Below are 19948 nucleotides of genomic sequence, written 5' to 3'. Positions count from 1 at the left end.
CTTCGTTTGAGGATGGCCGGCGGTTCACCGGCAGTAGGCGGCGATCACCGTGGCGGGAAGCTGCCGTTGGATGAACTCGCTGGCGCCGGCGATGGCCTTGGCCTCCCGCAGGCTGGAGGGCAGCTTCTCATAGTGGGCCAGAACGTCGGCGGGGGCGGTGTAAATGTTGAAATCCGTGGCGGTGGGCAGCTCCATGCGGCTGCGGATGCCGTACAGGCCCGCCCGGATCAGCAGGGAGAAGGCCAGATAGGGGTTGGCGGTGGGGTCGGCGGACCGCAGCTCCGCCCGGCGGTACTCGCCCACGGCGGCGGGGATGCGGATCAGCTGGGACCGGTTCTCCCCGGACCAGGTGACGTAGCTGGGGGCCTTGTCGCTGCCCAGCCGGTCATAGGAGTTGTCGCAGGGGTTCAGGAACACGGTCATCTCCCGGGCCTTGTCCAGAATGCCGGCAATCACATGGGGAAGGGGGTCGAAGCCGCCGCCCTTGGCGGAGATGTTGATGTGCAGGCCGCTGCCGGCCTCCCCGGAAAGGGGCTTGGGGGAGAAGTCGGCGCACAGGCCGTTGCGGGCCACAATGGTCTGCACCACCGCCCGGAAGGTGACGGCGTTGTCGGCGGCGGAGAGGGGATCGGAGTAGCGGAAGTCGATCTCGTTCTGACCCGGGCCGCTCTCGTGGTGGGAGCTTTCCGGCTGAATGCCCATCTGCTCCAGCGTCATGCAGATTTCCCGGCGGATGTGCTCGCCCCGGTCGTCGGGGGCGATGTCCATGTACCCGGCCCGGTCATAGGGCTTTCTGGTGGGCTCGCCGTTTTCGTCCGTCTGGAAGAGATAGAACTCCATCTCCGAGCCGAAGGCAAAGGAGAATCCCTCCTCGGCGGCCTCCGCCGCGGCGGTCTTCAGAATATAGCGGGTGTCCGCCTCAAAAGGACGGCCGTCGGGGTAGCGGATGTCGCAGAACATCCGGATCACCCGGCCGCTTTCGGACCACCAGGGCAGGTGGACCAGGGTGGAGGGGTCCGGGTGCAGCAGCAGGTCGGAGCGCACCTCGCCGCCGAAGCCGGCGATGGCGGAGGCGTCGATGGCGATGCCGTAGGTGAAGGCGCGGCGCAGCTCGGTGGGCATGATGGCGATATTTTTCTGCCGTCCGTAAACGTCACAGAAGGCCAGACGGATGAATTTTACGTCCTCCTCGATGACATACTGCATCACTTCTTCGGCTGAGTATTTCATGGCGTTACCTGATTTCCTTTCGTCAGGATGGCGGACGGGGGTCCGCGGAAAAGCAAAAAACGGGGCGTTCCTGAAAAATGGGCACAAAAACCCCTGGAACCTCCTCGTTCTGTTTTCTATTTTACGCGGGAAAGGGAACCTTGTCAATGGCTGTTTGTCCTGCGCGGACGGTGGGGAAGAAGCTCAGTTTGGGCAAAATGCCCATTGACATTGGGACTTTACCGCGGTATAGTATGCGCAGTTGAGAGACATTGATGTCTCAGGGGAAAACCCTGTGGGCATCAGTGTCTCTTTTTTTACCGTGAAAACCACGGTAAAATCTCCGGTCATCTTTTCCCGTCTCCGCGGGGCGGGCGGAAGTGAAATGGAAAAATTCATGTGCCGGGTCCGCTGCCGCTGCGGCGGCCGGGTCCGGGGGCATGGAGGTTTATAATTTTGAAAGGGTGAAGAAAAAATGACGAACGTTCCTGAGTATTTTGGCAGCTTGGTGTTTGACGACCGCGTAATGAAGGCGAGACTGTCCGCCAATGTCTATTTTTCCCTGAAGGAAACCATGGAGACCGGCAAGAAGCTGGACCTGTCCGTGGCCAACGCCGTGGCGGCTGCCATGCGGGACTGGGCGGTGGAAAAGGGCGCCACCCACTTCACCCACTGGTTCCAGCCCCTCACCGGCGTCACCGCGGAGAAGCATGACAGCTTTATCACCCCCTCTCCCGACGGCCGGGTCATTATGGAGTTCTCCGGCAAGGAGCTGATCAAGGGCGAACCCGACGCCTCCTCCTTCCCCTCCGGCGGCCTGCGCGCCACCTTTGAGGCCCGCGGCTACACCGCCTGGGACCCCACCAGCTACGCCTTCATCAAGGGCAAGACGCTGTGCATCCCCACCGCCTTCTGCTCCTACGGCGGCGAGGCGCTGGACAAGAAGACCCCCCTGCTGCGGTCCATGGAGGCCCTGAACCGGCAGGCCCTGCGGGTTCTGAAACTGTTCGGCAACGAGGATGTCCGCCGGGTCACCGCCAGCGTCGGCCCCGAGCAGGAGTACTTCCTGGTGGACCGGGCCATGTATGACAAGCGCAAGGACCTGATCTACACCGGCCGCACCCTCTTCGGCGCCAAGCCCCCCAAGGGCCAGGAGCTGGACGACCATTACTTCGGCTCCATCAAGCCCCGGGTGGCCGCCTTCATGGAGGACCTGAACGACGAGCTGTGGAAGCTGGGCATTCTGGCCAAGACCGAGCACAACGAGGTGGCCCCCGCCCAGCATGAGCTGGCTCCCATCTACACCACCGCCAACATCGCCACCGACCACAACCAGCTGACCATGGAGATCATGCAGAAGGTGGCCTCCAAGCACGGCCTGGTGTGCCTGCTGCATGAGAAGCCCTTCGCCGGCGTCAACGGCTCCGGCAAGCACAACAACTGGTCCATCGCCACCGACACCGGCGTGAACCTGCTGTCCCCCGGCGAGACCCCCTATGAAAACGCCCAGTTCCTGGTGTTCCTTACCGCGGTCATTCAGGCTGTGGATGACTATCAGGGCCTGCTGCGGCTGAGCGTGGCCACCGCCGGCAACGATCACCGTCTGGGCGCCAACGAGGCTCCTCCCGCCGTCATCTCCATGTTCCTGGGCGACGAGATCTCCGCCGTGCTGGACGCCATCGAGACGGACGCCCCCTACAACGGCACCGAGAAGAGGAAGATGAAGCTGGGCGTGGACGCCCTGCCCCGCTTCTTCCGGGACACCACCGACCGCAACCGCACCTCCCCCTTCGCCTTCACCGGCAACAAGTTCGAGTTCCGCATGGTGGGCTCCAGCGACTCCATCGCCTGCGCCAACATCATGCTCAACAGCGCCGTGGCCGAGTCCCTGCGCCAGTTCGCCGACCGCCTGGAGGGCGCCGCCGACTTTGACGCCGAACTCCACGCCCTGCTGCGGGAGACCATCATCGCCCACAAGCGCATCATCTTCAACGGCAATGGCTATGACGATGCCTGGATCAAGGAGGCCACCGAGCAGCGGGGCCTGCTGAACCTGAAGACCACTCCCGACGCCCTGGGCGTTCTGATGGAGAAGAAGAACGTGGATATGCTCACCGCCCACAAGGTGTTCAGCGAGGTGGAGCTGCGTTCCCGCTATGAGATTCAGCTGGAGAACTACTGCAAGACCGTCCGCATCGAGGCCCTGACCATGGTGGACATGGCCCGCAAGGAGATTCTGCCCGCCGTGGAGTCCTACCTGACCGCCGTGGCTTCCACCGCCGCTGCCAAGAAGGCCGTGGACCCCGCCCTGTCCAGCAGCTACGAGCAGAAGGTCATCAGCCGTCTGTCCGCCCTGGTGGAGCAGATCGACGCCCGCACCGACGCCCTGGAGCTGGCCATGGTGAAGCTGTCCGCCGTCAGCGACATCACCGGCGAGGCCGCCGGCATCCGGGACGAGATCCTGCCCAAGATGCGGGAGCTGCGTGAGGTCTGCGACGAGGCTGAGACCGTCACCGCCGAGTCCTACTGGCCCTTCCCCACCTACGGCGAGCTGCTGTTCGGCGTCCGGTAACACTGCAATTGATAGCATTCCTTCAATACGTTCCCTGCCGCCCTCCGGCGGCGGAGGACGTATTGAACGGTATATTCGGCGCCTTCGCTTCCGGACCGCGGAGCGGTTCCGGAAGGGGAGCGCTTTTCGGAAAGAGAGAATAAGGAGGAAACAGTTATGTGTTCCATTATGGGATATTGCTCCACCGCCGCGGACCAACAGGCGTTCCTGGCGGGCTTCGACCAAACCGTGTCCCGGGGGCCTGACGACAGCCGCGTTGTGGACACCGGCATGGGTCTGCTGGGCTTCCACCGTCTGGCCATCATGGGCCTGCATCCCGAGGGAATGCAGCCCTTCCAACTGGGTAAGGACTATGTGGTCTGCAACGGCGAGATCTACGGCTTTGAGGCGCTGCGCCGGGACCTGCGGGCCAAAGGCTACACCTTCCAGAGCGACTCCGACTGCGAGATCCTGCTGCCGCTGTACCGGGAGTACGGCGTGGAAATGTTCAGAATGCTGGATGCGGAATACGCCCTCATTCTCTTTGACGGAGAGAGTGGGGAGTTTCTTGCTGCCCGGGACCCCATCGGCATCCGGCCCCTGTACTACGGCTATGACAAGGCCGGCGCCATCGTGTTCGCCAGCGAGCCCAAGAACCTGGTGGGCATCTGCGGCCGGGTGATGCCCTTCCCGCCGGGCCACTATTATAAAGACGGCAAGTTCATCTGCTACCGGGACATCGCCGCCGTGGACCAGGTGTGCCATGACGACCTGGAGACCGTGTGCCGCAACATCCGGGAAAAGCTGATTGCCGGCGTGGAAAAGCGTCTGGTGGCCGACGCCAAGGTGGGCTTCCTGCTCAGCGGCGGCCTGGACTCCTCCCTGGTGTGCGCCATCGCCCAGAAGAAGTCCGACAAGCCCATCCGCACCTTCGCCATCGGCATGAGCGAGGACGCCATCGACTTGAAGTACGCCAAGGAGGCCGCCGAGTTCATCGGCAGCGACCATACGGAGGTCATCATCACCCGGCAGGACGTGATTGACGCCCTGGAGACGGTGGTGGCCCTGCTGGGCACCTTCGACATCACCACCATCCGGGCCAGCATGGGCATGTATCTGGTGTGTAAGGCCATTCATGAGACCACGGACATCCGGGTGCTGCTGACCGGCGAGATCTCCGACGAGCTGTTCGGCTACAAGTACACCGACTTCGCCCCCTCCGCCGCCGAGTTCCAGAAGGAGGCGGTGAAGCGCATCCGGGAGCTGCACATGTACGATGTGCTGCGGGCGGACCGCTGCATCTCCGTCAACTCCCTGGAGGCCCGGGTGCCCTTCGGCGACCTGGATTTCGTGCAGTATGTCATGTCCGTGGACCCGGAGATGAAGATGAACCGCTACAACAAGGGTAAGTATCTGCTGCGCCACGCCTTCGAGGGTCTGGGCTATCTGCCGGACGGCATTCTGTGGCGTGAGAAGGCGGCATTTTCCGACGCGGTGGGACATTCTTTGGTGGATGACTTGAAAGATTACGCCGAACAGTATTATACTAATGCCGAATTCGAGGCGAAGAAGGCGAAGTATGACTACGCGCAGCCTTTCACCAAAGAATCCCTGCTGTACCGGGAGATCTTTGAGAAGTATTACCCCGGCCAGGCCCAGATGATCGCAGGCTTCTGGATGCCCAACAAGGAGTGGGAGGGCTGCGACGTCGATGACCCCAGTGCCCGTGTGCTTTCCAACTACGGCGACAGCGGCAAATAAATCGCCGTCAATCAATCAGCGGCAAATAGAAAAATTGGAGGTTATCATCATGGAAAAGCTGGAACAACTCTACGAGGGAAAAGCGAAGAAGGTTTACGCGACGGACGATCCGGAACTGCTGATCGTGGACTACAAGGATGACGCCACGGCGTTCAACGGCCTGAAAAAGGGCACCATCCGCGGCAAGGGCGTCATCAACAACCAGATGAGCAACCGGCTGATGCAGAAGCTGGAGAAGGCCGGCATCCCCACCCATTTTGTGAAGGAACTGAGCGAGCGGGAGACTCTGGTGAAGAAGGTTTCCATCGTTCCCCTGGAGGTCATTATCCGGAACATCGCCGCCGGCTCCTTCTCCAAGCGCTACGGCGTGGTGGAGGGCGTGGTGTTTGACCGGCCCACCATTGAGTTCTCCTACAAGAACGACGAGCTGGGCGATCCCCTGCTCAACACCTATCACGCCCTGGCCCTGAAGCTGGCCACCCAGGCCGAGATCGACACCATCACCGACTACGCCTTCCGGGTGGACGAGTTCCTGAAGGCCTTCTGGGCGGAGTGCGGCGTCACCCTGGTGGACTTCAAGCTGGAGTTCGGCCGCCTGTCCGACGGCACCATCGTGCTGGCCGACGAGATCAGCCCCGATACCTGCCGCCTGTGGGATACCAAGACCGGCGAAAAGCTGGACAAGGACCGTTTCCGCCGGGATCTGGGCGGCGTGGAGGACGCCTATACCGAGATCATGAAGCGGCTCACCGAGCACGATGCGTAACGGCCCGGCGAATCTCTCCGCAGACCGCCACATTCACGAGGAATGCGGCGTGTTCGGCGTGTACGCTCCGGAGCGGACGGATGTGGCCGCCCTGGCCTATTACGGCCTGTATGCCCTGCAGCACCGGGGGCAGGAGAGCGCCGGCATCGTGGTGAATGATGACGGCCTGTTCTCCGCTTACCGGGAAGTGGGACTGGTGAACGAGGTGTTTGACACCGACCGGCTGAACACTTTGGGGGAGGGCAACATTGTGGTGGGCCACGTGCGCTACGCCACCACCGGCTCCGACCACAAGCGGAACCTGCAGCCTCTGGTGATCAACCACCACAAGGGCCGCATGGCCCTGGCCCACAACGGCAACCTCACCAACGCCTTTCAGCTGCGGGACATGCTGGAGGAACAGGGCTCCGTGTTCCACACCACCACCGACTCCGAGGTCATCGCCTATATCATTGTGCAGGAGCGGCTGCGCTGCGGCTCCATTGAGGAGGCGGTGGCCGCCGCCATGGACCGCATCGAGGGCGCCTACTCCCTGGTGATCTCCTCTCCCACCAAGCTCATCGCCGCCCGGGACCCCAACGGCTTCCGGCCCCTGTGCATCGGACGCCGCGGCGACGGCAGCATTGTGTTTGCCTCCGAGTCCTGCGCGCTGGACGCGGTGGGCGCCGCCTTTGAGCGGGACGTGCTGCCCGGCGAGATCGTCATTGTGGACGAAAACGGCATGCGCAGCGACAAGCGCCGCTGCAACACTGCCCCCCGCCGGTTCTGCGTGTTTGAGTATATCTACTTCTCCCGTCCGGACTCCGTCATCGAGGGCGCCAGCGTCAGCCTGGCCCGGCAGAGAGCGGGAGAGTTTCTGGCGGAGGAGCATCCGGTGGAAGCGGATGTGGTGGTGGGCGTGCCCGACTCCGGTCTGGACGCCGCCCTGGGCTATGCCCGGGCCTCCGGCATCCCCTACGCCATCGGCTTCACCAAGAACAAGTATATCGGCCGCACCTTCATCGCCCCCACCCAGGGCCAGCGGGAGACCGGCGTGGACATTAAGCTCAACCCCATCCGCCCGGTGGTGGAGGGGAAGCGGGTGGTCCTCATCGATGACTCCATCGTCCGGGGCACCACCTGCCGCCGGACCATCGACATGCTGCGCCGGGCCGGCGCCAGAGAGATCCACATGCGGGTCAGCGCGCCGCCCTTCGTGGCCCCCTGCTTCTACGGCACGGACATTGACAGCGCCGAGAACCTGATCGCCAACCACCACACGGTGCAGGAGATCGCGGACATCATCGGCGTGGACTCCCTGGGCTATCTGAGCGTGGAGCACCTGGTGCGCCTGACGGGGGAGGACACGGGCTTCTGCACCGCCTGCTTCGGCGGGGAGTATCCCACGTCCATTCCCAACAGCGGAGAGAAGGACCGGTTTGAACAGAAGATCCACCGCGCCAGCCGCGGCTGAGACCAATTGAGGAGGAGAATCATGGAAAAGATTCTTGTGCTGGATTTCGGCGGCCAGTATAACCAACTGATCGCCCGCCGTGTCCGGGAAAATCACGTATACGCCGAGGTACGGCCTTTCAGCAAGGTTCCGCTGGAGGAGATCCGGGATTACGCCGGCGTCATTTTCACCGGCGGCCCCAACAGCGTCTATGACGAGAAATCTCCCCATTATGACCCGGCAATTCTGAACCAAGGGGTGCCCGTGCTGGGCATCTGCTACGGCCATCAGCTGATGGCCTGGATGGCCGGCGGCGAAATCTGTTCCGCCGGCAGCGTCAGCGAGTACGGAAAGGTCACTTTCCGCGCTGACGCTTGTGCTCTGTTTGAGGGACTCCCCGAAGAGAGCGTCTGCTGGATGAGCCACACCGACTATGTGCGCACCGCTCCGGCGGGCTTCACCGTGGTGGGCCGCACCGACAGCTGCCCCTGCGCCGCCATGTGCGACGCGGAGCGGAAGCTCTACGGCGTCCAGTTCCACCCGGAGGTCACCCACACGGAGTACGGCAAGCAGATTCTGCGCAACTTCCTGTTCAACGTCTGCGGCTGCGCCGGCGACTGGAACATGGAGGACTTCGTGGCCAACTCCATCGCAAAGTACCGGGAGCAGCTGACGGGCAAGAAGGTGCTGTGCGCCCTGTCCGGCGGCGTGGACTCCTCCGTGGCGGCGGTGCTGCTGCACAAGGCGGTGGGGAAGAACCTGACCTGTGTGTTCGTGGACCACGGCCTGCTGCGCAAGGACGAGGGCGACATGGTGGAGCGCACCTTCCGGGAGCGCTTCGACATGGAGATCATCCGGGTCAACGCCCAGCAGCGCTTCCTGGACAAGCTCTCCGGCGTGACGGAGCCGGAGCGGAAGCGGAAGATCATCGGCGAGGAGTTCATCCGCGTCTTTGAGGAGGAGGCCCGGAAGATCGGCAAGGTCAACTACCTGGTGCAGGGCACCATCTATCCCGACGTCATCGAGTCCGGCGCCGGCGACGCCTCCGTCATCAAGAGCCACCACAACGTGGGCGGCCTGCCCTCCGTGGTGGACTTTGACGAGATCATCGAGCCGCTGCGGACGCTGTTCAAGGACGAGGTCCGCGCCGCCGGCCTGGAGCTGGGCATCCCCGCCGACCTGGTGTGGCGCCAGCCCTTCCCCGGCCCCGGCCTTGCCATCCGCGTGCTGGGGGACATCACCGCCGAAAAGCTGGACATCCTGCGGGAGGCGGACGCCATTTTCCGGGAGGAGATGGCCGCCGCCGGTCTGGACCGGACCACCAGCCAGTACTTCGCCGTCCTCACCGACAGCCGCAGCGTGGGCGTCATGGGCGACGCCCGGACCTACGGCTGCACCGTGGTGCTGCGGGCGGTGACCACCGACGATTTCATGACCGCCGACTGGACCCGCCTGCCCTATGAGGTGCTGGCCCGGGCCAGCAGCCGCATCACCAACGAGGTGAAGGGCATCACCCGGGTGGTTTACGACGTCACCAGCAAACCCCCCGCCACGGTGGAGTGGGAATAACGCAAGGGGAGGACACAAGCCATGACCAAATATATTTTCGTCACCGGCGGCGTGGTGTCCGGCCTGGGCAAGGGCATTACCGCCGCCTCCCTGGGCCGGCTGCTGAAGGCCCGGGGACTGAAGGTGGCGGCCCAGAAGCTGGACCCCTATATCAATGTGGACCCCGGCACCATGAGCCCCTACCAGCACGGCGAGGTGTACGTCACCGAGGACGGCGCCGAGACGGACCTGGACCTGGGCCACTATGAGCGGTTCATCGATGAGGACCTGAACCGCTATTCCAACCTGACCACCGGCAAGGTCTACTGGAATGTGCTGAACAAGGAGCGCCGGGGCGAGTACCTGGGCTCCACGGTGCAGGTGATCCCCCATGTCACCAACGAGATCAAGGATTTCGTCTACCGGGTGGCCAAGCAGACGGAGGCCGACGTGGTCATCACCGAAATCGGCGGCACCATCGGCGACATTGAGTCCCAGCCCTTCCTGGAGGCGGTGCGTCAGGTGTCGCTGGAGGTGGGCCGGGAGAACAGCCTGTTCATCCACGTGACCCTGGTGCCCTTCCTGCGGGGCTCCGACGAGCACAAGTCCAAGCCCACCCAGCACTCCGTCAAGGAGCTGCAGGGCATGGGCATCAACCCCAACATCATCGTCCTGCGGTGCGACGAGCCGCTGGAGGATTCCATTTTCAGCAAGATCTCCCTGTTCTGCAACGTGAAGCCCGACTGCGTCATTGAGAACATCACCCTGGGCAACCTGTACGAGGCGCCGCTGATGCTGGAGCGCTCCGGCTTCTCCGGCGTGGTGTGCCGGGAGCTGGGCCTCAGCACCCCGGAGCCGGACCTGACGGAGTGGAAGCAGATGGTGGAGCGCATCGAAAACCGCAAGTGCAAGGTGGAGATCGGCCTTGTGGGCAAGTACGTCCAGTTGCACGACGCCTACCTCTCCGTGGCGGAGGCCCTGCGCCACGCCGGCTACGCCCGCAGCGCGGTGGTGAACATCCGCTGGATTGACTCCGAGACGCTGACGGAGGAGACGGTGAACGAGGGCCTGGCGGGCCTGGACGGCATCATCGTCCCCGGCGGCTTCGGCAGCCGCGGCATCGAGGGCATGATTCTGGCGGCCCGGTACGCCCGGGAGAAGAACATCCCCTACTTCGGCATCTGTCTGGGCATGCAGATCGCCGTCATCGAGTACGCCCGGCATATGGCGGGCCTTCCGGAGGCCAACTCCGGCGAGTTTGACGCCGACTGCCCCCACAAGGTCATCGACTTCATGCCCGGCCAGAGCGATGACATCGACAAGGGCGGCACGCTGCGGCTGGGCAGCTATCCCTGCTGCATCCAGAGCGGCACCACCATGGAGCGGTGCTACGGCGCGGAGCTGATTCACGAGCGCCACCGCCACCGCTACGAGTTCAATAACGACTACCGCCAGCGGCTCACCGACGCGGGACTGACCCTCAGCGGCCTGTCCCCCGACGGCAACCTGGTGGAGACGGTGGAACTGACGGACCAGCCCTTCTTTGTGGGCGTGCAGTTCCACCCGGAGTTCAAGAGCCGCCCCAACCGCCCCCATCCTCTGTTCGGGGGCTTCATCTCCGCCGCGCTGGAGCAGGCGGGAAAGGAGAACGGATAAATTCCCATGGAAAAGCAATTCGACAGAAAGCTCATTCTGGAGGATGGTACGGAGTACCGGGGCTATGGCTTCGGCGCCAACATCAGCCGGGTAGTGGAGGTGGTGTTCAACACCTCCATGGTGGGCTATCAGGAGATTTTGTCGGACCCCTCCTACACTGATCAGGCGGTGGTCATGACCTATCCTCTCATCGGCAACTACGGCATGGCCGACGATGACTACGAGACGGCCACCCCCACCATCGGCGGCCTCATTGTCCGGGAGTACAACGATCTGCCCTCCAATTTCCGGGCGGACCGGACCCTGGGCCAGGTGATGGAGGAATACGGCATCCCCGGCATCTCCGGGGTGGACACCCGGAAGCTGACCCGGTCCATCCGGGACCTGGGCAGCCGCCGGGGCATCATCGTGCCGGCGGACGTGCCCCTGGAGGAGGGCCTGCAGCGGATTCAGGAGACTCCGGTGCCCCATGACGCGGTGTTCCGGGTCACCTCCAAGGCCATCCGCAAGTCCAAGGCCGCGGACCCCAGGTACCGGGTGGTGGCGGTGGACTGCGGCATGAAGGAGAACATCGTCCGCTCCATGAACCGCCGGGGCATCGACGTCACCGTGGTGCCCTGTGACATTACGGCGGCGGAGGTGCTGGACATGGCTCCCGACGGCCTGTTCATCTCCAACGGTCCCGGCGACCCCACCGACGTGACGCCGGTGATTGACCTGGTGCGCCAGCTGCGGGGCAGGGTTCCCATCTTCGGCATCTGCCTGGGCCACCAGATCATCGCCCTGTCCTACGGCGCCCGGACCTACAAGCTGAAATTCGGCCACCGGGGCGGCAACCACCCCGTGCGGGACCTGACCACCGGGAAGATTGAGATCACCTCCCAGAACCACTCCTACGCCGTGGAGCTGGAGAGCCTGAAGGGAACCCCCCTCACCGTCACCCATCTGAATGTGCTGGACGGCACGGTGGAGGGCCTGGCCTGCGCGGCGGACAAGATCTTCAGCGTGCAGTACCACCCGGAGAGTGCCCCCGGCCCCCAGGACAGCGGCCATCTGTTTGACCGATTTCTCGCGTTGATGGAGGAGAACAAGCATGCCTAAGAGAACGGACCTGAAAAAGATTTTGGTCATCGGCTCCGGCCCCATCGTCATCGGTCAGGCGGCGGAGTTCGACTATGCCGGCACCCAGGCGTGTCTTGCGCTGAAGGAGGAGGGCTACGAGGTCATCCTCTGCAACTCCAACCCCGCCACCATCATGACCGACACCTCCATCGCCGATAAAGTGTACATGGAGCCTCTGAACCTGGAATACATCGCCAAGATCATCCGCCGGGAGCGGCCCGACGCCATCCTGCCGGGCATCGGCGGCCAGACGGGCCTGAACCTGGCCATGCAGCTGGAGAAAAAGGGCGTGCTTCGGGAGTGCCAGGTGGAGCTGCTGGGTACCGACAGCCGCAGCATCGAGCGGGCAGAGGACCGGGAGCTGTTCAAGGAGCTGTGCGAGAGCCTTGGCGAGCCGGTGCTGCCCTCCATCATCGCCAACACCCTGGAAGAGGGCGTGGCCGCGGCGGAGGAGATCGGCTACCCCGTGGTGCTGCGCCCCGCCTTCACCCTGGGCGGCACCGGCGGCGGCTTCGCCGACAACGAGGAGGAGCTGCTGGAGCTGATGAAAAACGGCCTGGCGCTGTCTCCCGTCCACCAGGTGCTGGTGGAAAAGAGCATCAAGGGCTACAAGGAGATTGAGTACGAGGTGATGCGGGACGCCAATGACACCGCCATCACCATCTGCAATATGGAGAACCTGGACCCTGTGGGCATCCACACCGGCGACTCCATTGTGGTGTGCCCCTCCCAGACCCTCACCAACAAGGAATACCACATGCTGCGGGACAGCGCCCTGAAAATCATCCGGGAGCTGAAAATTGAGGGCGGCTGCAACGTCCAGTTCGCCCTGGACCCCAAGTCCTTCCAGTACTACCTCATTGAGGTGAACCCCCGGGTGTCCCGTTCCTCCGCCCTGGCCTCCAAGGCCAGCGGCTATCCCATCGCCCGGGTGTCCGCCAAGATCAGCGTGGGCATGACCCTGGACGAAATCCCCCTGGCCAACACCCCCGCCTCCTTCGAGCCGGCGCTGGACTACGTGGTCACCAAGATGCCCCGGTTCCCCTTCGACAAGTTCACCGACGCCAGCAACGCCCTGGGTACCCAGATGAAGGCCACCGGCGAGGTGATGAGCGTGGGCCGGACGGTGGAGGAGAGCCTGCTGAAGGCCATCCGCTCCCTGGAGATCGGCGTGTACCACCTGCACATGCCCAAGTTCGACGGCGAGGACACCGGGAAGCTGCTGGACTACATCGCCATCGGCACAGATGACCGCATCTACGCCATGGCGGAGCTGCTGCGCCGGGGCGTGCCGGAGGAGCAGCTGGCCGCCAGAACGAAAATTGACCCCTTCTTCATCCGCAAGCTGCAGAACATTGTGGCGGAGGAGCAGAAGCTGAAGGACGCCCCCATGGACGCGGAGGCGCTGTATCAGGCCAAGAAGATGGGCTTCTCCGACCGGGCCGTGGCGGACTGCTGGCAGGTGAAGGAGCTGGACGTGTTCGAGCTGCGCAAGCGGGAGAAGATCTTCCCTGTGTACAAGATGATCGACACCTGCGCGTCGGAGTTTGAGAGCTACGTGCCCTACTTCTACTCCACCTACGAGGAGGAGAACGAGTCCAGGGTGTCCGACAAGCGGAAGATCGTGGTGCTGGGCTCCGGCCCCATCCGCATCGGCCAGGGCGTGGAGTTCGACTACTCCACCGTCCACGCCGTCAAGACCATCCGGGCCGCCGGCTTCGAGGCCATTATCATCAACAACAACCCGGAGACCGTCTCCACCGACTACACCACCTCCGACAAGCTGTATTTCGAGCCGCTGTGCGTGGAGGACGTAATGAACATCCTCTGGCTGGAGCAGCCGGAGGGCGTCATCGCCTCCCTGGGCGGCCAGACCGCCGTGAACCTGGCCCAGCCCCTGGAGGACCGGGGCGTGCGGCTCATCGGCACCGGCTGCCAGGCCATTGAGCGGGCGGAAAACCGGGACGCCTTTGAAAAGCTGCTCATCGAGCTGGGCATCCCCCAGCCCAAGGGCCGTGCCGTCACCAGCATTGAGGCCGGCGTGGCGGCGGCGGAGGAGATCGGCTACCCCGTGCTGGTGCGTCCCAGCTTCGTGCTGGGCGGCCGGGCCATGCAGATCGTGGCCAAGGAGGAGCACCTGCGCCACTACCTGAAAACCGCCGTGGAGATCGACGAGGACAAGCCCGTGCTGGTGGACAAGTACATCTGCGGCAAGGAAGTGGAGGTGGACGCCATCTGCGACGGCACCGACGTGTTTGTGCCGGGCATCATGGAGCTGGTGGAGCGCACCGGCGTTCACTCCGGCGACTCCATGAGCGTCTATCCCGCCTTCAGCATCTCCGACAAGGTGAAAGCCACCATTCTGGACTACGCCAAAAAGCTGGGTCTGGGCATCGGCATTGTGGGCCTGTACAACATCCAGTTCATTGTGGACAAGGATGAAAACGTCTACATCATCGAGGTGAATCCCCGCTCCTCCCGGACGGTGCCCTTCCTGTCCAAGGCCACCGGCTACTCCCTGGCGGACATCGCCACCCTGGTGATTCTGGGCAAGAGCCTGAAAGAGCAGGGCATCACCGTGCTGTGCCCGCCGGAGAAGAAGCGCTGGTACGTGAAGGCCCCGGCCTTCTCCTTCTCCAAGCTGCGGGGCATGGACTCCTACCTCTCCCCGGAGATGAAGTCCACCGGCGAGGCCATCGGCTACGACGACAAGCTCCACCGGGCCATGTACAAGGCCCTCATCGCCTCCGGCATCACCCTCCAGAACTACGGCACCGTGGTGGTGACCCTGGCGGACGAGGACAAGGAGGAGGCGCTGCCGCTGGTGCGGCGGTTCTACGATATGGGCTTCAACATCGAGGCCACCATCGGCACCGCCGACTTCCTGAAGGCCCACGGCATCCGTACCCGGGTCCGCCGGAAGCTCAGCGAGGGCAGCACGGAGATTCTGGACGCCATCCGGGCCGGCTACGTCAGCTACGTCATCAATACCCGGGCCATCCTGTCCGGCGTCCACTATGAGGACGGCGTGGCCATCCGCCGCTGTGCCAATGAGAACCGGGTGACCATTTTCACCTCTCTGGACACCGTGCGAGTGCTGCTGGACGTGCTGGAGGAGTTGACCATCGGCATCTCCACCATCGACTCCTGAGGCTGCCTGACAGGCGCGGAGGAGCCGTAAACAAAGAAAACGAGGGCCGCGGGAAGAATCCCGCGGCCCTCGCTGTGTTCAATGGTTCGCTTTTGTCTGCTGCGCTGCCGGTTTCCTTATTTTTCCCCGTCCTTCAGCACGCCCTCCAGCTCCTGCAGGCGCACGCCGATCTGGTCCAGCGCCCGGGGCAGCTGGGTCAGGTTCACCTCAATCTTCCGCAGCTCCTCGTTGACGTGGGCGGAGGTGGTGTCAAAGGCGGCGGTCAGCAGCCGGTACTGCTCCCGGAACTCGGCGGCGGACCGGCGCAGCTGGGACTTGGTGGTGTTCTCCAGCTCTGCGGCCCGGCGGCGGGCGTCGCACTCAATGTCGCCGACGCGGTCCCGGAACTGGCGGTAGGACTCGGCGTCAGGCCGCAGGGACTCCACCTGGGCGGCCAGCTCCGCGGCCCGGCTGTCGGCGTTCTCCAGTTCCGCGGCCCGGGCGGTGAGCTGACTGACCTGGGCGGTGAGGCCGGCGATCTGCTGCTCCTGATCCGCCGCCTTCTGCCGCAGGGTCTCCAGCTGCCGGCGCAGGGTGTCGCTGTCCTCCTGCAGCGCGGCCCGGCTCCGCTCCAGCTCCTGTACCTGCGCGGTATACTCCTGGGAAATTTTCTCAATATAAGCCGCCACGTCCTGCTTGTCAAAGCCGCCGAAGGCGACGCTTTTGAAGGTGTGATTGTCCATGCGCTCCACCGCTTTCTCTATATTATCAAGGATAACTTACCATAAAACCGCCGGATTGACAAGCCTCACGGGAAAATTGCCGCTTTTGCGGGAAAAAGTTTTCTGCCGCCCCTTGCAATTTCCGCCGCCCGGGAGTATCATACCCTTGACAATCAAACACAGGGGAGCTTGGACAGACAGGCTGAGAGGAAGCGGACGGCTTCGACCCTTACACCTGATGCGGATAATGCCGCCGTAGGAAGTCAGACAGATTTTTTACAGGAGACACCCGGACCGGGTGTCTCCTGTTTTTGGATTGGGGAGGGCTTCGGCTCTCCGGCGGCAGACCGGGGGCACCACTCTCTGCCGTCTCGCAAAAAATAATGCTGAAACACCGGAAAGGAGACAACCACATGACAGCATTATTCATCGCCCGCGCAGGCCGCGGCGAAGGCGCCGGTACTCGTGTCCATCCAAGGGTGATGGCCATGACGGGAATCCGTGGCCCCTGTCTGAACAGGGCGCCTATGGGCCCAGCCGGCACCGCGCTGACCGCGGCAGACACACCCGCCGCTCCCTGAAGCGGGAGCCATCCGAAAAAAACAGAAAGGAACGAACGGACATGAGAAATTACACCACCCAGATGGATGCCGCCCGCCGCGGCATCATTACCCCGGAGATGGAGGCCGTGGCCAAAAAGGAGTACCGCACCCCGGAGGAGATCCGGGAGCTGGTGGCCAAGGGCCAGGTGGCCATCTGCGCCAACCGGCTCCACACCTGCCTGGACCCCAACGGCGTCGGCTCCATGCTGCGCACCAAGATCAACGTGAACCTGGGCGTCTCCCGGGACTGCAAGGACTACGACATTGAAATGCAGAAGGTGATGGCCGCCGTGGACATGGGCGCCGAGGCCATTATGGACCTGTCCTCCCACGGCAACACCCAGCCCTTCCGCCGGAAACTCACCAGCGAGTGCCCCGCCATGATCGGCACCGTGCCGGTGTATGACAGCGTCATCCACTACCAGCGGGACCTGGCCACCCTCACCGCCAGGGACTTCATCGACGTGGTCCGCCTCCACGCGGAGGACGGCGTGGACTTCGTGACCCTCCACTGCGGCATCACCCGCAAGACCATCGACCAGATCAAAACCCACAAGCGGAAGATGAACATCGTCTCCCGGGGCGGCTCCCTGGTGTTCGCCTGGATGAGCATGACGGGGGAGGAGAACCCCTTCTACCAGTACTTTGACGAAATTCTGGACATCTGCCGGGAGTATGACGTGACCATCTCCCTGGGCGACGCCTGCCGGCCCGGCTGCCTGGCGGACGCCAGCGACGTGTGCCAGATCGAGGAGCTGGTGCGGCTGGGCGAGCTGACGAAGCGGGCCTGGGCCAGGGACGTGCAGGTGATGGTGGAGGGCCCCGGCCACGTGCCCCTGGACCAGATCGAGGCCAATATGAAGATGCAGCAGAGCATCTGCATGGGCGCGCCTTTCTACGTGCTGGGCCCCATCGTCACCGACATTGCCCCCGGCTATGACCACATCACCTCCGCCATCGGCGGCGCCGTGGCGGCGGCCTCCGGCGCGGCCTTTTTGTGCTACGTGACCCCGGCGGAGCACCTGGCCCTGCCCAATGTGGACGATGTGAAGCAGGGCATCATCGCCTCCCGCATCGCCGCCCACGCGGCGGACATCGCCAAGAAGGTGCCCCACGCCCGGGACCTGGACGACGCCATGGCCGACGCCCGCCGCACCTTCGACTGGGAGAAGCAGTGGGAGTGCGCCATCGACCCGGAGACCGCCCGCAGCATCCGGGCCGACCGGAAGCCGGAGCAGGAGGACAGCTGCTCCATGTGCGGCAAATTCTGAGCCGTCCGGAGCATGAACAAGGCCCTCAACGGCGAGTACATCGACATTCTGTGACCAATTTCCCGGGAACAGGCCGGACGGCGCCGGAGCCGTCCGGCCCGTCTCCGGCGGCCTGTAAAAAAATCAAAAAAATTGAAAAAAGGGGTTGCAATTTCCGGGAAGACGTGCTATTATAACTAAGCTGTCTGAGAGACATGACAGTATGCGCCGTTAGCTCAGCTGGATAGAGCGTCTGGCTACGGACCAGAAGGCCGGGGGTTCGAATCCCTCACGGCGTACCAAAAATCCCTTAGAGCCGCAAGGCTTTGAGGGGTTTTTGTTTTTTGCGGATGCTGTCCAAACAGCGAGTAGGTGCAACAGGTGCAACAGAATCCAGAGGCTCCGCTAAACCATTGCGGCACAAGGTGTTCGCTCTTTTTTTGCCGTTCGTGTTCAGAATGTCATGCTTTCTGCCGTTGTTGCACCTCTGTGACACCGGTTCCGAAGGCCGCTGTGACCCTCTTCGCGGTTTCTGCCTGTCTGCTCTCCTTTTGGTAATGCGTGTACACCCGGAGCGTCATGTCCACAGTGGAATGACCGGCGAGGTACTGGATCTCCTTGATGTCCAGACCGCTCTCAAACAGGCGGGTGATATAGGTGTGCCGGAGCTGATGAGCGGTAACCGGGAAGTCGAGGGTCCGCACAATCTTGGTATTCCGTACCGTGGTGCCAAGTTCATCCGCCGAGGTGGCGGTCCTGCTGTCGATGATGTCCATCATCCGTTTGAAGCTGCTCTTGGTCATCGGCGCTCCCTTTGTTCCTGGAACGACATAGACGCTCTTCGTGCTCCTGTAGACGTCTCTCAGTGTAGAGTATAGCAGGTCCGGTATCGGGAGGTCACGTTCAGCGCAAGCGGTTTTCAGGTTCTCACTCACTGTGGTTACCCCGTCCTTCAAGATCGCGTTATGCCGCACATGGATGATCCGGTTCTGGAAGTCGATGTCCGACCACATCAGGCCGCAGATTTCGCCGCGACGCATTCCCGTCTGCAAGGCGATCAGGCAAAACAGATATGCTCTCGTCCCATTCACGGCATCGAGGAGGCGCTGGCTCTGCTCAGGAGTCAGGGCCGTTTTTTCTTTTGCGGGGATACCGCCGACACGGAGACTGTTCGGGACCGGGGACTTCAGCAGGAGATTGTTATCCACAGCTGCATCAAAGACGTTCCGCAGAGTCTGGATGACCTGATTGTTCAGCGACTTGCTTTTGCCGGACAGCGCGGCCGTGATGAGTTGGACCTGTATCGGCGTTACCTTCTTCAAAGGAACTGCATCCAGGTATGGGAGGATATGGTTGTTCAAGGCGTTCTCGATGGCCTGGAGTGACTTCTCCCGCAGATAGGGTCGCTTATAGGTGTTCAGCCATATCGCCGCGAACTGACCGAATGTGGAGTCATCCAGCACATCCAGACCGGCTCCGATTTGAACGAGCAGTTCTGCCTTCTTCTGCTCCAGTTCCTCCTTCGTTTTGGCGCGTACCCATTTGCGTGTTCCGTCAGGCAACCTTACAGTTGCTGTGTATAGTGTGTTTTTCATCGCGTCCTCCTTATGCAGCACCGCCCAAAGCGCACATAAGGATGCAGGGGGATTAAACGATCTTGGTGATAATACGGCGAGTCGGTTTTGCGGGTGCCGGTGAAGGCGCGGGGGACAGGAGAGCATCAAAGGAGCTTTCGGGTATTCGGATTGCCCGCCCAAGGTGTACGGCTCTCAGACGCCCAGTCCTCACAAGTTGATACACGGTAGCCCGATGGATTTTCAGGATTTCAGCAGCTTCTTTTACGGTATAGTAGGTTTCGGCGTTTTTTACGTTTTCCACAGTGGCATTACCTTCCTTTCTATTTTCACCGCTTCGGCTCTTCTGCCGGGGCGGTGCTTTTGTTTATTACTGTTTCGACTGCTGCATCGAGGTGGCGCCGGATCGTGTCTCTGAGGAGTCTCGCAGTCTTTTCTCCTGATATGACGAATTCTCCGTTTGTGCTGATACTGACACCGCCGCGTAAGATATCATCGATTCGCTTTTTTATCTTCCATGACTCGCCGTCCGTAACTGCAAAATCGCGTGCTCTTTCTAAGGTGATCATGGCGGATTCAAAGTCGGGGTCCTCCAGCAGAGCCGCAATCGTCTCGTGAATAGCAG

14 protein-coding genes, 1 tRNA gene and 1 riboswitch are annotated in these 19948 nt (G+C 62.6%); of the genes, 10 read left to right on the top strand and 5 right to left on the bottom strand.

Going from position 1 to position 19948, the window contains the following annotated elements:
* Positions 1-24 precede the first annotated feature (24 nt).
* Positions 25-1230 carry a glutamine synthetase family protein gene (locus SOX55_RS09285; protein ID WP_325287165.1) on the bottom strand — a complete coding sequence of 402 codons (1206 nt, stop codon included), beginning with the start codon at positions 1228-1230 and terminating at the stop codon, positions 25-27.
* Between the two features lie 454 nt (positions 1231-1684).
* On the opposite strand from SOX55_RS09285, the gene SOX55_RS09280 reads away from it, so the two are divergent.
* The 8 genes from SOX55_RS09280 to carB all read left to right on the top strand — a co-directional run bounded on the left by SOX55_RS09280 (position 1685) and on the right by carB (position 15196).
* Positions 1685-3781 carry a glutamine synthetase III family protein gene (locus tag SOX55_RS09280; RefSeq protein WP_325287164.1) on the top strand — a complete coding sequence of 699 codons (2097 nt, stop codon included), beginning with the start codon at positions 1685-1687 and terminating at the stop codon, positions 3779-3781.
* Between the two features lie 156 nt (positions 3782-3937).
* Positions 3938-5521 carry an asparagine synthase B gene (gene asnB, locus SOX55_RS09275; protein ID WP_325287163.1) on the top strand — a complete coding sequence of 528 codons (1584 nt, stop codon included), beginning with the start codon at positions 3938-3940 and terminating at the stop codon, positions 5519-5521.
* Positions 5522-5570: 49 nt separating this feature from the next.
* The gene (gene purC, locus SOX55_RS09270) at positions 5571-6287 is read left to right on the top strand and encodes a phosphoribosylaminoimidazolesuccinocarboxamide synthase (RefSeq protein WP_325287162.1); all 717 of its coding nucleotides are present in this window, start codon (positions 5571-5573) and stop codon (positions 6285-6287) included.
* Positions 6280-7740, top strand: coding sequence for an amidophosphoribosyltransferase (gene purF / locus SOX55_RS09265; protein WP_325287161.1), 1461 nt, complete (start codon positions 6280-6282; stop codon positions 7738-7740). Before purC ends, purF begins: the two co-directional genes overlap by 8 nt.
* 21 nt (positions 7741-7761) lie before the next feature.
* Complete coding sequence (gene guaA, locus SOX55_RS09260; RefSeq protein ID WP_325287160.1) at positions 7762-9288, top strand: glutamine-hydrolyzing GMP synthase; 1527 nt, start codon at positions 7762-7764, stop codon at positions 9286-9288.
* 21 nt (positions 9289-9309) lie between these two features.
* On the top strand, positions 9310-10923 hold the full coding sequence (locus tag SOX55_RS09255) for a CTP synthase (RefSeq protein WP_325287159.1): 1614 nt from the start codon (positions 9310-9312) through the stop codon (positions 10921-10923).
* A 6-nt stretch (positions 10924-10929) separates the two neighbouring features.
* Positions 10930-12024, top strand: a complete 1095-nt coding sequence (carA, locus tag SOX55_RS09250) for a glutamine-hydrolyzing carbamoyl-phosphate synthase small subunit (protein ID WP_325287158.1) — start codon at positions 10930-10932, stop codon at positions 12022-12024.
* A complete protein-coding gene (gene carB, locus SOX55_RS09245) occupies positions 12017-15196 on the top strand; it encodes a carbamoyl-phosphate synthase large subunit (RefSeq protein WP_325287157.1) in 3180 nt (1059 codons plus the stop codon). Before carA ends, carB begins: the two co-directional genes overlap by 8 nt.
* Before the next feature lie 116 nt (positions 15197-15312).
* Here carB and SOX55_RS09240 read toward each other — a convergent pair whose 3' ends face one another.
* Positions 15313-15918, bottom strand: a complete 606-nt coding sequence (locus SOX55_RS09240; protein ID WP_325287156.1) for a hypothetical protein — start codon at positions 15916-15918, stop codon at positions 15313-15315.
* Positions 15919-16068: 150 nt separating this feature from the next.
* Positions 16069-16176, top strand: a riboswitch (TPP riboswitch).
* 343 nt (positions 16177-16519) lie between these two features.
* On the opposite strand from SOX55_RS09240, the gene thiC reads away from it, so the two are divergent.
* Together thiC and SOX55_RS09230 are read left to right on the top strand one after the other, a co-directional pair.
* Positions 16520-17770: a phosphomethylpyrimidine synthase ThiC gene (thiC, locus tag SOX55_RS09235; RefSeq protein WP_325287155.1), complete on the top strand. Its 1251-nt coding sequence runs from the start codon at positions 16520-16522 to the stop codon at positions 17768-17770.
* Between the two features lie 204 nt (positions 17771-17974).
* Positions 17975-18051, top strand: a tRNA-Arg gene (locus SOX55_RS09230).
* Between the two features lie 159 nt (positions 18052-18210).
* On the opposite strand, the gene SOX55_RS09225 is transcribed toward SOX55_RS09230, so the two are convergent.
* From SOX55_RS09225 to SOX55_RS09220, 3 genes are all read right to left on the bottom strand, one after another.
* Positions 18211-19344: a tyrosine-type recombinase/integrase gene (locus SOX55_RS09225; protein ID WP_325287154.1), complete on the bottom strand. Its 1134-nt coding sequence runs from the start codon at positions 19342-19344 to the stop codon at positions 18211-18213.
* 52 nt (positions 19345-19396) lie between these two features.
* Positions 19397-19627 carry a helix-turn-helix domain-containing protein gene (locus tag SOX55_RS11110; RefSeq protein WP_442873620.1) on the bottom strand — a complete coding sequence of 77 codons (231 nt, stop codon included), beginning with the start codon at positions 19625-19627 and terminating at the stop codon, positions 19397-19399.
* A 25-nt stretch (positions 19628-19652) separates the two neighbouring features.
* The coding region (locus tag SOX55_RS09220) for a hypothetical protein (protein WP_325287153.1) at positions 19653-19948 on the bottom strand (296 nt) is incomplete at its 5' end.

The sequence above is a fragment of the Dysosmobacter sp. genome (assembly GCF_034093755.1).
Lineage (GTDB): Bacteria > Bacillota > Clostridia > Oscillospirales > Oscillospiraceae > Oscillibacter.
Note: the sequence above shows the minus strand (reverse complement) of the source record. Positions and strands in the feature narration are given on the sequence as shown.